The 13,502-nt window shown below is 61.7% G+C and carries 10 protein-coding genes; all 10 read left to right on the top strand.

Annotated elements, in window-relative coordinates:
* Window positions 1–221: 221 nt before the first annotated feature.
* The 10 genes from BN1135_RS15030 to BN1135_RS14985 all read left to right on the top strand — a co-directional run bounded on the left by BN1135_RS15030 (window position 222) and on the right by BN1135_RS14985 (window position 13,427).
* Complete coding sequence (locus BN1135_RS15030) at window positions 222–707, top strand: YqhA family protein (RefSeq protein WP_042022471.1); 486 nt, start codon at window positions 222–224, stop codon at window positions 705–707.
* 128 nt (window positions 708–835) lie between these two features.
* A complete protein-coding gene (locus tag BN1135_RS15025; protein ID WP_042022469.1) occupies window positions 836–1,285 on the top strand; it encodes a hypothetical protein in 450 nt (149 codons plus the stop codon).
* A gap of 4 nt (window positions 1,286–1,289) precedes the next feature.
* Window positions 1,290–4,280, top strand: coding sequence for a YncE family protein (locus tag BN1135_RS15020; RefSeq protein WP_042022467.1), 2,991 nt, complete (start codon window positions 1,290–1,292; stop codon window positions 4,278–4,280).
* Complete coding sequence (locus BN1135_RS15015) at window positions 4,280–5,119, top strand: FTR1 family iron permease (protein WP_042022465.1); 840 nt, start codon at window positions 4,280–4,282, stop codon at window positions 5,117–5,119. The genes BN1135_RS15020 and BN1135_RS15015 overlap by 1 nt, the downstream gene beginning before the upstream one ends.
* 101 nt (window positions 5,120–5,220) lie before the next feature.
* A complete protein-coding gene (locus tag BN1135_RS15010; RefSeq protein WP_042022462.1) occupies window positions 5,221–6,645 on the top strand; it encodes an NAD(P)/FAD-dependent oxidoreductase in 1,425 nt (474 codons plus the stop codon).
* Between the two features lie 47 nt (window positions 6,646–6,692).
* Window positions 6,693–7,253 (top strand): hypothetical protein, encoded by a 561-nt coding sequence (locus BN1135_RS15005; protein WP_042022461.1) that lies wholly within the window; start codon window positions 6,693–6,695, stop codon window positions 7,251–7,253.
* Window positions 7,254–7,396: 143 nt separating this feature from the next.
* Window positions 7,397–8,776, top strand: a complete 1,380-nt coding sequence (locus tag BN1135_RS15000) for a hypothetical protein (protein WP_042022459.1) — start codon at window positions 7,397–7,399, stop codon at window positions 8,774–8,776.
* A 62-nt stretch (window positions 8,777–8,838) separates the two neighbouring features.
* Window positions 8,839–10,494, top strand: a complete 1,656-nt coding sequence (locus BN1135_RS14995) for a hypothetical protein (protein WP_042022457.1) — start codon at window positions 8,839–8,841, stop codon at window positions 10,492–10,494.
* A 106-nt stretch (window positions 10,495–10,600) separates the two neighbouring features.
* Window positions 10,601–11,800 (top strand): Bcr/CflA family multidrug efflux MFS transporter, encoded by a 1,200-nt coding sequence (locus tag BN1135_RS14990; protein WP_042022455.1) that lies wholly within the window; start codon window positions 10,601–10,603, stop codon window positions 11,798–11,800.
* A gap of 562 nt (window positions 11,801–12,362) precedes the next feature.
* Window positions 12,363–13,427 carry an isopenicillin N synthase family dioxygenase gene (locus BN1135_RS14985; protein WP_042022453.1) on the top strand — a complete coding sequence of 355 codons (1,065 nt, stop codon included), beginning with the start codon at window positions 12,363–12,365 and terminating at the stop codon, window positions 13,425–13,427.
* Window positions 13,428–13,502: the final 75 nt, after the last annotated feature.

Raw genomic sequence — 13,502 nt, 5'->3', positions numbered from 1 at the left:
GCCTCTTACTCTGATGCAGGTCAGTTAAGAACATGTGAGCCCCCCAAGCGGGATCAGGGCTCAACAGTGAGGGAGGCATTATGCCTCCCTCTTTTTATTGATAACCCGTTTACTTTTTATGGGCGCAAGCAGGATGCTACCGCCATAATGAGCCGCCACAAGCGTGATCCCTCGCTGGCTGTTCACGTCATACTCACACTTTTTCCAACATCGGAGTTCTCATGCGTCGATTCAATTTCATGCTCAATGGCAGCCGGTTGATGATGTTCCCCTTCTACGTCTGCATTCTGGTATGCGTGGCCCTGCTGATGGTGAAGTTTGCCATGCAACTCTATCTGCTCTGCATCAACATCATCGAGATCCACTATATGGACCTCATCACCGGCGTGCTGACTCTGGTGGACTTCGTGCTGGTGGCCCAGATGCTGATCCTGGTGGCGGTCTGCGGCTATGTGCAATTTATCCAGACCCAGGAGCAGCGCGAGGCCATCGGCGACAACTGGCTCAGCAAGATCAACTTTGCCTCCCTCAAGCTCATCGTCATCAACTCGCTGGTCACCATCGCAGGGGTCGAGGTGCTCAAGGCATTTCTCGAGGATGGCATCACCAATGAGGTGGAGATGAAGTGGTCCGTGGTGGTGTTTCTCGCCTTCTCGCTGGCCGCCCTCATCTATGCGGTGACCGAGCGGATGGCGGATCATAAATAGTCGGGCCTGATCACTGTGCTTGTTCAGCCTTGATTCACCAGCAATACAATTGATAACACTTTTCATTACTCTTACTGCGTTATAAACTTGCTCCCCCCGGGCTGCCCTGCCCGGGTGCTGGAGCCTTTATGACAAGCCTTTCCCTCTCACCCCGACAATTCTGGCAGTGGCTGGCCTACCACCATCAGGCCGCCGAGGGCACCCTCTATCTGATGTTCTTCTCCGGTCTGCTGCTGTGGGAGCCGCTGACCCCGATCTGGTCGCTGGCGCGCTGGAATCTGTTTCTGCACGTGATGCTCTCGCTCACCCAGTTTCCGCTGCTGTTTGGCGCTTTCTGGCTCTCTCATCGCAACCTGTTAAGCCGCAGCAACAAGCCCTTTTTGCGCACCACGGGGCGGATTATCGAAGCCCTGCTGCTGGTCTGTCTGGCCAGCGGCCTGCTGCTGGTGCTGCACGGCACTCCGGGCGACGCCATGGGCAGCCTCGCCAGCTGGGCCCACTGGCTGAGCGCGTTGGCGTTAACTCCTCTGGTGCTGCGCCACGCCTGGCGCTGGACCATCTTGAAATGGCGCTCCTGATCCCATGTTGAAGTCATCTCTTTGTGCACTTTTGTCACCCCTGCTGGCTCTCGTCCTGCTGCTGACCAGCCCCTTCGCGTTTGCCCAGCAGATGGGCGCTGGGATGCTCGCCTATGAAGCGGGGAACGCCCCGCGCCTCGTTACCGCCAACCTGAGCGCAGGCTCGGTCACCCTGCTTGAGCGCGATAGCGGCAAGCGGCTCAAAGAGGTGCAGCTGGGGGGCGATCTGCGCCAGCTTGCCCGCGCCGATGACGGCACCCTGCTGGTCACCGATTACAGCGGCGATCGCCTGCTGCTGCTGGATGATGATCTCGATCTGGCAAAGGCAATCGCCACCGGCCATAGACCCTACGGGGTCATCTTCGATGCCAAGCGGCAGTGGTTCTGGGTCACGCTGTTCGAATCAGCTCGCCTGCAGGCCTACGACACCGCGGGCAACCTCCAGCTGGATGCAGAAACCGCCGAGACTCCGCGCGGGCTGGCATTGACCAACGATGATCGCCTGCTACTCACCCACGCCATGACCGGCCAGCTCGCCATCTATGATCTCGCCAAGCTTGGCCACGGCACCAAGGGCGCTTCGCTTCCCAAGCCCAAGCTCATTACCCTGGCCGAGACCCACAGCGACACGCCGAGCGACTCGCAGGGATTGCCGCGCCTGCTCGATGGCATCGCCCTCTCCCCAGATGGCAGCGAGGCCTGGCTGCCCCATGTGCTGTGGAGCTTCGATCACCCCTTCCAGTTTCAGAGCACCGTCTTTCCGGCCGTCTCCATCATCGATCTCGATGAGGAGAAAGAGCGGGTCGATGAAAGAAAGCAGCTCTTTTTGCAGATCAATCTGCCAAGCGTCGGCAACCGCAGCCAGATCGTCTCCAACCCGTTCGCCGCCCGCTTCGCCGCCGACGGCAAGCGGGTCTATCTGACCCTGGCGGGCTCGGAAGATCTGCTGGTGTTTGACCTCTCCCGCAGCGGCAAATCCAATAACAACCGCCACCGCCGCAAAAAGTTTCAGGGGGGCGCCAAGGCGACCCAGCTGTTGCGCCACCTGCCGGGCCAGAATCCGCGGGATCTGCTGATCGACGGCGACCACATTCTGGTGCACAACGCCATGGGACAGGATCTTACCCGTCTCAATAGCGGCGGCAGCGGCCCTTTCGCTCGCGTGACGGTGGATACGCCCCACTTCGCCAAGCTGGTAGAGACGGATCCGCGCCCCGAACCACTTCAGCGCGGCGAGCGGCTGTTCAACCTTGGTAACACAGCGTCCAACTCACGCTTCCCCATGGCGGGGGACAACTGGATGAGCTGCAACTCCTGCCATCTGGACGGGTTCAACTTCACCAACCGCTATCTGATGGCGGCCCATCGCCAGAAGAGCGGCGACAACGCCATCAACGGCCATGCCAACCTCACCAACATGGTGGCGGGGGATTTTGTCGGCGAATACCTGCGCATGACCCAGCAGACCCAGGGCGGCATGGGCCATGACACCCGCGATGGCGCCGAGGCGGTTGACCCCGCCAAGCCGCAACCGGAAGTGAAAGCGATGATGGAAGATCTGCACGCCTTCGTCACCGCCGATGGCAACCTCCCCTATCTCACCAACTGGCTGCGGCTCGATGCCCCGCGCACGGATCCCGCCAAGGCGCCGACCACCCACCCGAAAGAGTGGCTCAACTCTGCCTCCTGCCAGAACTGCCACCAACAGGCGTTCAAGGACTGGAGCGAGAGCAACCACCGGCTGATGGGCAACTCCCACCCCTACTACAAGGTGGTGCAGGCGCTGGCCCGCGAAACCGAAGGGGAAGCGTTCGGCCAGTGGTGTCAGGGCTGCCACATGCCCCAGCAGGTGATGACCGGCCAACTCGATCTGCCCAAGGGCTCCCACATGTTCGAGCAGGGCGGCGCCTCGCTGATTGCCGCCCACAAGGCGGGCGAACCTGTGGTTGAGGAAGGGACCGGCTGCGTGCTCTGCCATCGCATCACCAAAGTGGAAGACGCGGGCGGCAACAGCGCCTTTACGGTCAATTTGAAAGGCCGCGAGAGCTATGTGTTCGAGGATGCACCGGGCGGCAGCCTCCAGCATTGGCTGGCCGAGCGGCAGATCAACGCCCGTCCGGCGGCTCACAAAGCCTCCTATCAGAAGGATTTCTACCGCGACGCGGCCCTGTGCAAGTCATGCCACAACGAGTTTGCCCCGGGCACCGGCGCCAATATCGTCAACACCTGGGACGAGTGGGAAAAATCCAGCTTTGCGAACGCGGAGGATCCCGCCAAACGGCGCACCTGCATCGATTGCCACATGAACCCGGAGCCGGGCAATGGCGGCGCGCCGGTGGCGGGCCAGTCCACCGAAAACGGCACCATGAAAGCGCTGCTCTATCGCCACAACTTTACCGGCGCCCAGCATCAGCTGGTGGGGCTGCGCAATCCCGACCTTGAGCAGGAGAGTCTGGCGCTGCTGCGCTCCAGCGCCACCCTTTCGGCCCGTATCGAGCAAGCAGCCGATAGCCAACAGCTGGTAGTGCGGGTCGCCAATACCGGCGCGGGCCATGCCCTGCCCACCGGGGTAGCCGATTTCCGTGAACTCTGGCTGGAGCTGACCGTCACCGACGCCACCGGCAAGGTGGTGCTTGCAAGCGGCCAGCCGGTGGATGGCACCGTCCCTGAAGATGCGCGGCTGTTTCGCAAAGTATTCGGCGATGCCAAGGGCAAGCCGGTGGGGCTCAAGTTCTGGCGTTACGCCAAGCTCTTGGAAGATACCCGCATTCCAGCCGATGGTTGGCGCGATGAAGCCTGGCCACTGCCAGCGGATGCCCAAGGGCCCTTCAAGGCCGATATCAAACTCAATTTCCGCACCTACCCCAAGTGGGTCAATGATGCGGTGCGCGCCGCCGAGCCCAGCTTGCCGGAGTCACCCATAGTGCAGCTAAATCGGTTGCAACTTACCCTGCAGCCTCTTCCCGTCACGCCCGCTACGGAGCCTCAATCCTGATGTTTGCAAGTTTTCTCATTACCCTGCGCGAGGGGCTGGAAGCCTTCCTGCTGGTTGGCATCTGCCTCTCCTACCTCGCCAAGCTGGGGGCGAGCCGCTACAACAAATTCATCTATCTGGGGGTAGGGCTTGGCCTTATCGCCTCCCTTGTCGTCGCCTTCCTGTTCCAGGTGGTGGTGAGCCAGTTCGAGAGCGAGCGTTACAACCACCTGTTGATGGCGGGGATCCTGATCTTCGCCACTCTGGTGCTCACCTATATGGCGATCTGGATGCAAAAGCAGGCCAAATCCCAGGTAGGGGCCATGACGGCGCGCATCGATGCGGCCATCGATGGCGGCAACCTGTTTGGTCTGGTGCTGCTCGCCTTCCTTGCTGTGATGCGCGAAGGGTTTGAAACCGTGCTCTTCTTCTCCGCCCTGCTCTACTCGGGGCAAGGGGTGGATCTGCAATCCGGCCTGATGGGTGCGCTGGCGGGGCTGCTGGTCTCCATCGCACTGGTGTGGGGGCTGCTGCGCTCCACCCGCAAGGTGGCGCTGGCCCCCTTCTTCCGCTGGACCGGCCTGCTCATCATCATCATAGCCGCTGGCCTGTTGTCGTCAGCCGTCAACATGTTGCAAGCGGCAGACAGCATCACCTTCTGGACCACGCCGGTGTTCGATATCAGCCACATTCTCGACGATCAGGGGGTATTTGGTACCTTCCTGCGCGCTCTGTTTGGCTACAATGCCTCACCCGCTGGCTTGCAGCTGCTGACCTGGGCCCTCTATCTGGCTATTTTCGTTACCCTCTGGCAGCGCAGCTATCGCCCGCAGGTGAGCACCACATCCAGCAAGGGCTGAGCCCGCACGCCTGTGGCATCAAGGCCATGGGGTAACAACACCATTCGGGAGCCGCGAATTGATGCGGTTCCCTTATCTATCAAGCAGTTTCGGAAAACGTCATGAGCGATAACAACAAGAAGCACATTGCGGTGCTGGGTGCTGGCCCCGCCGGTTTGATGGCCGCCTGGCGCCTGCGCCGCGCCGGTTTTGCGGTCACCCTGTTCGAGCAGGAGCCGGTGGTCGGCGGCATGTGCGCCACCCAGACCTTCAAGGGGCGCGATGGCGAGTATCGCTTCGACTACGGCGGCCACCGCTTTATCACCAAGAACCCCGAGCTGCTCGCCTTTATCGACGAGCTGATGGGTGACGACCTGCTCCACGCCGAGCGCAAGAGCGTGATCCGCTTTGGCGGGCGCACCTATGACTACCCCTTGAACCTCACCAATTTGATCAAGACAGCCCCGCTGCCGCTGATGGCCGGTGCGGTGAAAGACTTGCTGCTGTTGCCCTTTAGCAAGAAGCCGGACGATTTTGCCAAGGCGAGCTTTGCCGAGTGGATCCAGAGTCACTTTGGCCGCACCCTCTATCGCCAATTCTTCGAGGGCTACACCGGCAAACTGTGGGGCATCAACCCGGACAAGCTCTCCGCCGACTGGGCCGGTCAGCGCATCAGCCTGATCGATCTGAAAGACGTGGCGCGCCGCCTGCTGCCAAGACGCAACGGCAACCTCTCGGTGCGCACCTATGCCCGCAAGTACCGTTATCCAAAGTATGGCTTTGGCCAGATCTTCACCACTCTGGGCGAGCGGCTGGTGGCCGAGGGGGCCCTGCTGAAAACCGGCGCCACGATCACCCGCCTTGAGCAGGCTAATGGCCGTATCGAACGGGTGTATTGGTCGCAAGAGAATGTTGAACAGAGCGCCGTCTTCGATCAGGTGATCTCCACCCTGCCGCTGCCACTCACCTGCCAGCATCTGGGCTTGCCGTGCGATCTGCATTACCGGTCGCTGCGCTTCGTCAATATGCCGCTTAAACAGGAGAACCTGTCGGACAACACCTGGCAGTACCTCTCCGACCCCCATATTCTGGCGACCCGCCTGCAGGAGCCGCGCCGCCGCAGCCCCTTTATGGCGCCCCAGGGCCAGACCTCGGTGATGCTGGAGATCCCCTGCAATCCGGGGGATGCCACCTGGCAGGCGCCGCTGGCAGACTTGCGCGGTCGGGTCACCGCTGATCTGGCAAGCCTCGGCGTCGATACCCAGAAGCTTGGCGATGAGACCTTCGAGGCGCGCAGCGAGTACGCCTATCCGCTAATGGATCTTGGCTATCAGGCGCGCCGCAACGAAGCCATCAAGGCGCTGATGCCGATCAATAACCTCATCATGACCGGCCGTCAGGGGACATTCCGCTATATCTTCACCGACACCGCCATGGAGATGGGGATGATGGCTGCCGACATGGTGATCGACGGTGTGGACAGACGTCATGCCATCTTTAACCATCGCAATGAAAATACCGTCATTGAAACCCAGAGCGTGGCCTGAGTGCCGCGCCATTGGCATAACCTCTTGGCATAAGAAAGGAGAACAGGATGACCATCCGCCCGGGTTTACTCGCCCTCACCCTGATGCTGACCCTGAGCGGGCAGGCGCAGGCTTACTCCTACGCCGCCGCCGGCAAGGAGCCGCTGATCGACGCCCGCGAAGCGCTGCTTGGCGCCGCCACTGATGGCAAGGATGCCAGCGCCACCTTAAGCGAGATTGCCGACGAACTGACCTATCTGGAACAGCACCATAAGGTGGAACTGCAAGCGCCGCTGGCCGCCGCCATCAAGGGGAAAGATGCCGCTGCCACCGCCGCCCTGCTCAACCGCGCCTACAAGGCGGAGATCGAGCGCCGCCTCGAAGGGGCCAGCCAGAATCTTGGCGACTACCAGAGCGCCAAGGTGCTGGTGGTCAAGAGCAAGCGCTTCCTCGATCTGATCCTCCCCTCCTTCAGCGAAGGGGATCGCAAGGCGGCCGAACAGGCGCTGGCCAAGGTGCTGGATGCCATCGGCAACCCGGGGGTATTCGGGGTGGGCGCCAAGCCCGCCGATGCCGCCGCATTTGCCGAAGCGGAAAAAGCGCTGATGGCCGTGCTGGCGCCGCTTTGATGGCTACCTGCCAAGCATTGCGCCATCTCGCTGTGACAAACGGTGGGTTTCGCTTCGCGCTACCCACCCTACGCACAGCCTGCCGATAGATGCACCCGGACACCGGTTTGCCCCCTTCTCCCCTTGCGGGAGAAGGGTTGGGGATGAGGGGGAAGGTAACGTATCGGCGTTGGGCTTCCCCCTGCTCAACCACCATTTGGCTACTCATTCTGCTGCAACTGGCCTGGCTCGGCTTGCTGCTGGCCTTCCCGGTGGCGCTCGATTCCGACGATGCCCTCAATTTCGCCCACGGGGTAACGCGCTTTAGCGTGCTGGAGTTCTCCCCCCACTTTCCGGGCTACCCCGCCTTTATCTGGCTAGCGCGGCTGATCAATCTGGCGGTGGACGATCCAGCCCGCGCGGTGCAGTGGGCAAGCCTGCTCGGTAGCAGTTTGCTGGCGCCGCTCGCCGCCTTGCTGGCGGTCAGGTTATGGCAACGGCCAAGCCTGCTCGCCCCCGTCTGGCTACTGGTGTTGGCCCTGCCGCTTACCCCGACCTTGGCGCTCTCCGGACTTTCGGACGGGCCCGCTCTCGCTGCCTGGCTTGGGGCTCTCTTGGCTTTGCAGCAGCGCAGAATTGCGCTGGCGGGTCTGTTACTGGGCTTGCTGCTGGCGCTGCGCCCCTCCTACTTCGTGCTGGCGCTGCTGCCCTTTTGGCTCGGGATGACGCAGCAGGGAACACGCGTAAGGTTTGTGCTCCCCATCGCCTTGGTAGGACTGATAAGCCTGCTGTTTGTCTGGCAGGCCGATGGCTGGGCCTATTTTAGCGAGGGGCGGCGCTTTACCGATGGCCACTTTACCCTGTGGGGCAACACGGCGGCAGCCCACGGCGACCGGCTGTTAAGCTGGGCGCGCACCTTCCATGATCAGCTCACTCCGATCTGGCCTCTGCTGATGGTGGCCTTGTTGGTGCTGCCACTCTGGCCAAGATCAAAAGACCACCCTGCTGCCCTCTCCGTACTCTGGAGACTCTACTGGCTCGCCCTGTTGTTTTGGACCCTGTTTGGCCAGAATCCCGACAATCCCCGCCATCTGGCCCCCATCACCCTGCTCGGTATTGTGCTGCTGGCAGGTTGGCTGCCACGCCGTGGCGAGTGGCTGGTCGCGGTGGCCGGATTGCTGCTGCTCGGCGTGACCTTTACCCTGCCCCGTCCACCCGCCATGGTGCAGGCAGCAAGGCTCGCAGAGAAAAGCTGCCCGGCGCTGGTGACCCAGTGGGGAGTGAGACTGCTGCGGGAAACCACGGCACTGCCGGTGACCGATGGCTGGTACAAGGGGGATGCGGCGCTGGCGCTCTCTCAGGGAGCCTGCCGCCTCAGTCGCAGCTCCATCGCCGCGAACGAAATGCCCACCGCGGTGCGCCAGTACTGGTTTGCCCCGCGCTTTGCCGCCGAGCCCGGCCTCTGGCTTGCCATCCCCTCACCGGTGACCGTGGAATCACCAATGACAAACAACATAAAAAGAGCGCAAAACTCACCCAAATGACTCAAAAAGAGGGTTGCGACTCGGTTACACTCACTGCGCATCCATAACAACTGGGTCTCCTTATGCGTATGACCAGAGAGTGGCTATGGGTTCCATTGGCACTGATGACAGCGACCGCCCTGCTATTGCTGCCGTTTTGGCTACGTGGGGGCAGTCAGGGTCACGATCTGTTTCACCATCTGCTATCTGGCCACTTTTTTGCGGTGCAACTGTGGCAAGGGGAGATCTATCCCCGCTGGCTGATGGAGATGAACGGCGCCTTCGGCAGCCCGGCATTCTTCTTCTATCCCCCACTCCCCTACTATGTGAGTGCCCTGTTCGCTGGCCCCGAGCCCCTCGCCCATCACGCCATGATCCCCCTGCTCTGGAGCAACACTCTGGCGCTCGGTTTATCCGGGCTGTTTGCTTATCTCTGGCTGCGCCCCTTTGCCACGTCAGGTCGCGCGCTCGCCGCCAGCCTGCTCTACATGGCACTGCCCTATCATCTGGCGATCGACATCTATGCACGCTTTGCACTGGCCGAGAGCTGGGCCTTTGTCTGGGCACCGCTGGCGCTGCTGGCTCAGGATCGCCTCTGCCGCCGAGCCCCCTTTGCCCTGTTACTGCTCGCACTGGCTGTCGCCTTGCTGACCCTCTCCCATCTGCCGAGCACCCTGCTCATTTTGGGGTTGCTCACCGTGCGCAGCCTGCTGTTGGCCTGGCGCAGCAAGATAACCCTGCACCTCTGGCCCACCCTGCTGGGCCAGCTCTGGGGGCTGGCGATGGCCAGCCTATTGCTGTTGCCAGCCTTGCTGGATCAGGGGGGGATCTCCATGGATCAGATGCGCATTGGCATGTTCGAGTTTCACCGCAACTTTCTTGACCGTCTGCCCGAAACGAGTAGTGACTGGCGTTTTCGCGGCCATCTGGCCTGGCTGACCCTGCTCACCCTCGTCCTGCTACTGGTGGCATGGGCCGCGGCACGGGAGCCACGCCATCCGGAACTGCTGATCTGGGGCACCCTGGGCACCCTCAGCTTTTTAATGATGCTCCCCTTGAGCGAGCCACTCTGGCACCTGCTGCCTCCGCTACAGCTGGTGCAGTTTCCCTGGCGACTCAATCTGCTGCTGGTGATTGCCACCGTGGCGGTGGTGGCGCTGGGCGTCCCCGCCTATCGCCCCTGGCAATGGCTCTGGTGGACGGTGCTGGCCCTCACCCTGCTCTCGCAGGCGGTCTATGTGCATGAATCTCCGCTCACCCAGGCGCCGCAAAAGAGCGCGCTGGACGGGGAGTTTGACAGCAAACGCAGCGCCCGCGAATACCGGCCAAAGCAGGTGCCAAAAGGCATGTTTGCCCCGACCCTGCTGGCCTGGAAAGATGAATTTCAACCCGCGGTCACCACAGAGCAGCAAGGGATCTCGTGGCAGATCCTCAACTGGCAGCCACGGCAGATCGTCCTGACCGTCGATGCGCCAGCCCCTGCCAAACTGATCCTGCACCAATTTGACTACCCGGGCTGGCAAGCCAGGCTGGATGACACCTTGCCACTGACCATCAGCAGCACCCGCAATGGGCTGATACAGGTGTGGGTGCCTGCTGGTCGCCATCAGGTTACCTTCACCCTGACCGCCCGCTGGCCGGAGCGGCTCGGTTACGGCCTATCACTCATCGCCTGGTTGATCTGGAGCCTGCTGCTGGCCAGTCAGATCCGCACCCTGCGGCGCCAGCGCCAAGGCTAACACCTGCCCTCTCCGGTGAGGGGGCAGTAACGCCATGCTCGGCGACGCTAAAGCTGATAGAATTCCCGCTCTTCTTCTGCCGCCATAGTTCACGACCGGATAACTTATGCCCCACAGACATCCCCTCCCTCTCTCACCCCGCTTTCTATTTATTCTGCTTGGCGCGTTGGCAGGCCTGACTCCGCTGGCGGTGGACATGTACCTGCCCGCCATTCCGGCCATTGCCCGGGACTTGGCCACCAGCATTGATGGGGCCCAGCTCACCATCAGCGCCTTTTTAGGCGGCTTTGCCATCGGCCAACTCTTCTACGGCCCGCTGGCTGACAGCTATGGCCGCAAGCCGGTGATCCTGATCGGGCTCACCATGTTTGCCATCGCATCGGTGGGTTGCGCCATGGCAGACTCACTGCCGGAACTGCTGGCTTATCGGATGTTGCAGGCGGCTGGCGGCGCAGCGGGCTCTGTGGTGGTGAATGCGCTGCTGCGCGACCTTTTCGAGAAGGATGCGTTTTCCCGCGCCATGTCATTCGTCATTCTGGTGATGACGCTGGCACCGCTGGTGGCCCCTGTGATTGGTGGCTATATCAGTGCCCATACCAGCTGGCGGGTGATCTTCTGGCTGCTGGTGGGGATCAGCCTGCTGGTGTCCTTGGTGATGCAGTGGAAAATTCAGGAGACCCTCAAGCCCGAACACCGCCAACCCCTTAATCTGGGCCAGATCCTCAAGAACTACTGGGGGGTGCTCTCCCATCGCGGCGCCATGGGCTATGTACTGTGCGGTGCCCTCTCCAGCTCCGGCATGTTCGCCTTTCTCAGCGCCTCACCCTACGTTTATATCGAATACTTCAAGGTGCCGACCGAGCACTACGGCTGGCTGTTTGGCCTCAATATCCTGCTGATGATGGTGGTCACCTTCGTCAATAGCCGACTGGTGAAAGGGGTGGGTTCTGAGCGGATGCTGCAATACGGCCTGCTGGTGCTGCCCTGTGCGGGCGCCCTGCTGATCTACAACGCCTGGAGCCAGACCGGCGGCCTGTGGGGCATAGTGATTCCGGTGGTGCTCTTTATCGGCCATATCAGTCTGGTGGGCGCCAATGCCATGACCGGCCTGATGGGGCAGTTCCCCCAGTCAGCGGGCACAGCTTCCGCGCTGGCGGGCACCTTGCGCTTTGGCATCGGCGCCCTGGTCGGCATTCTGGTTAACCTCAATCCGCCCCAATCGCCACTGCCCATGGCCATCGCCATCGCCTGCTGTGGCGTGGGATCGGCCCTGAGCTACTGGGTATTGAAAACGCCCAGTGAGTAACGCGGCTGGCCCGGAACATCACCGGGCCAACCTCCCTATCGCTTAGCCCCCCTGATTGATCCACACATGGGCACCGATACTGTTCAGGTGACCCAGCGTGATGGCAGGCATCCATGTCAGCTTCCCCACAAAGGTATAGATGCCGTGCGCTTGCCCCACACCATCAAAGGAGGGTTGCCGAGCTGTCGAACTCCTGCCCTCGTTTGGGGGTGAAAGCATCGTTAATGTGATTGGTATCATCCCCCCTTCTTGCCCTGTGGAGTGATCCTGCGGGTTGGCTACGGCTCCCCGCTGCGACTCACACGGCATGCCCTTGTCTAACAGACAGCATGGCCACGCAATTCCGAATTCAATCCCGAATTCAATTTCGAATTTTGTATATAACTAAGAATAATTTGTTGTTTCCGTCTTTCTAAACCGCACAGTAGCATCCCCCTCATCCAAATGGCGCAATCACCCGGGCTCACTATGCCACGCTGTCGCGCCACCCCGTTTGCCGCTTATCAGGCCTGCCAACAAGTGGCGGCAGGGCAAGAGATAACGAAAGAGTGAGGAGGTGCACATGGAACATTCACCACTGCCGATCATCGATCTGGCTGCCCTCAACGGGGCACCCGACCTGCGTCGCCCTATGCAGGCCAGGCTGGCCGCGGCCGCCCGCGATGTGGGCTTTTTCTATCTGGTCGGCCACGGCTTGAGCAAGGTTGAGATGCTAGAAACCCTGGCGCTGGCAGAGCGCTTCTTTGCTCTGCCGGAGCAGGAGAAGTTGGCGGTGCAGATGGTCAACAGCCCCCACTTTCGCGGCTACAACCGGGTCGGTGCCGAGCTGACCCGCCAGCGGCCGGATCTGCGAGAGCAGTTCGATATCATGAATGAGGCGCAGGCCCTGCCTGCGGCCCTGATCCGTGAACCCTGGCAGCGGCTGATCGGCCCCAACCAGTGGCCGACTACCCTTCCCGAGATGAAAGGCCATCTGCTGGCGTGGCAGGAGCGGCTGAGCGATATCACCCTCACCCTGCTGGCTGCCTTCGCCGAGGTGCTGAAGCAACCGGCCAACGTGTTTGACGACAGCATTCGCGGCGCCCCCTATCAGCATATGAAGCTGATTCACTACCCGGGGCAAGAGGCGGGTGGCAGCAGTCAAGGGGTCGGCGCCCACAAGGATCCCGGCTACCTGACGCTGGTGATGCAGGACAATCACTCGGGGCTTGAGGTCGAGACGGCCGACGGCTGGATCTCCGCGCCGCCCCTGCCGGGAGCGCTGGTGGTCAATATCGGCGAGCTGCTGGAGCTGGCCTCCAACGGCTATCTCAAGGCGACCCTGCATCGGGTGGTGAGCCCGCCGCCCGGCGTCTCGCGCCTCTCCTGTGCCTTCTTTATTGCGGCGCGGCTCGATGCCACCGTACCCCTGCTCACCCTCTCCCCCGCGCTGGCAGAGCAGGCGCAAGGGCCGGAGAGTGACCCGACCAACCCGCTCTTTAATCAGGTGGGGGAGAACGTGCTGAAAGGGCGGCTGCGCTCCCATCCGGATGTGGCGGCGCGTCACTATGCTGCACCCTATGCCAGCAACTACGCCGTGCCATCGCAGCCGAGGGAGCTGTCGAAGGAGCAGCGGGAGCCCGCCTGAACCAGCGGAATGCTGGACATCGCCCGAACGAATATGTCACCGGAAGGGACGCCAGTTGCGCCCCTTCATATCGAT

This window comes from Aeromonas sobria (genome assembly GCF_000820145.1).
GTDB lineage: Bacteria > Pseudomonadota > Gammaproteobacteria > Enterobacterales > Aeromonadaceae > Aeromonas > Aeromonas sobria.
The sequence above is the reverse complement of the archived record's forward strand: the minus strand, read 5'-3'. Positions and strand labels throughout refer to the sequence as shown.

Excerpts from the sequence above, each read along its gene's own strand:
- BN1135_RS15030 (WP_042022471.1), top strand. The coding sequence starts at position 222 with ATGCGTCGATTCAATTTCATGCTCAATGGCAGCCGGTTGATGATGTTC.
- BN1135_RS15025 (WP_042022469.1), top strand. The coding sequence starts at position 836 with ATGACAAGCCTTTCCCTCTCACCCCGACAATTCTGGCAGTGGCTGGCC.
- BN1135_RS15020 (WP_042022467.1), top strand. The coding sequence starts at position 1,290 with ATGTTGAAGTCATCTCTTTGTGCACTTTTGTCACCCCTGCTGGCTCTC.
- BN1135_RS15015 (WP_042022465.1), top strand. The coding sequence starts at position 4,280 with ATGTTTGCAAGTTTTCTCATTACCCTGCGCGAGGGGCTGGAAGCCTTC.
- BN1135_RS15010 (WP_042022462.1), top strand. The coding sequence starts at position 5,221 with ATGAGCGATAACAACAAGAAGCACATTGCGGTGCTGGGTGCTGGCCCC.
- BN1135_RS15005 (WP_042022461.1), top strand. The coding sequence starts at position 6,693 with ATGACCATCCGCCCGGGTTTACTCGCCCTCACCCTGATGCTGACCCTG.
- BN1135_RS15000 (WP_042022459.1), top strand. The coding sequence starts at position 7,397 with ATGAGGGGGAAGGTAACGTATCGGCGTTGGGCTTCCCCCTGCTCAACC.
- BN1135_RS14995 (WP_042022457.1), top strand. The coding sequence starts at position 8,839 with ATGCGTATGACCAGAGAGTGGCTATGGGTTCCATTGGCACTGATGACA.
- BN1135_RS14990 (WP_042022455.1), top strand. The coding sequence starts at position 10,601 with ATGCCCCACAGACATCCCCTCCCTCTCTCACCCCGCTTTCTATTTATT.
- BN1135_RS14985 (WP_042022453.1), top strand. The coding sequence starts at position 12,363 with ATGGAACATTCACCACTGCCGATCATCGATCTGGCTGCCCTCAACGGG.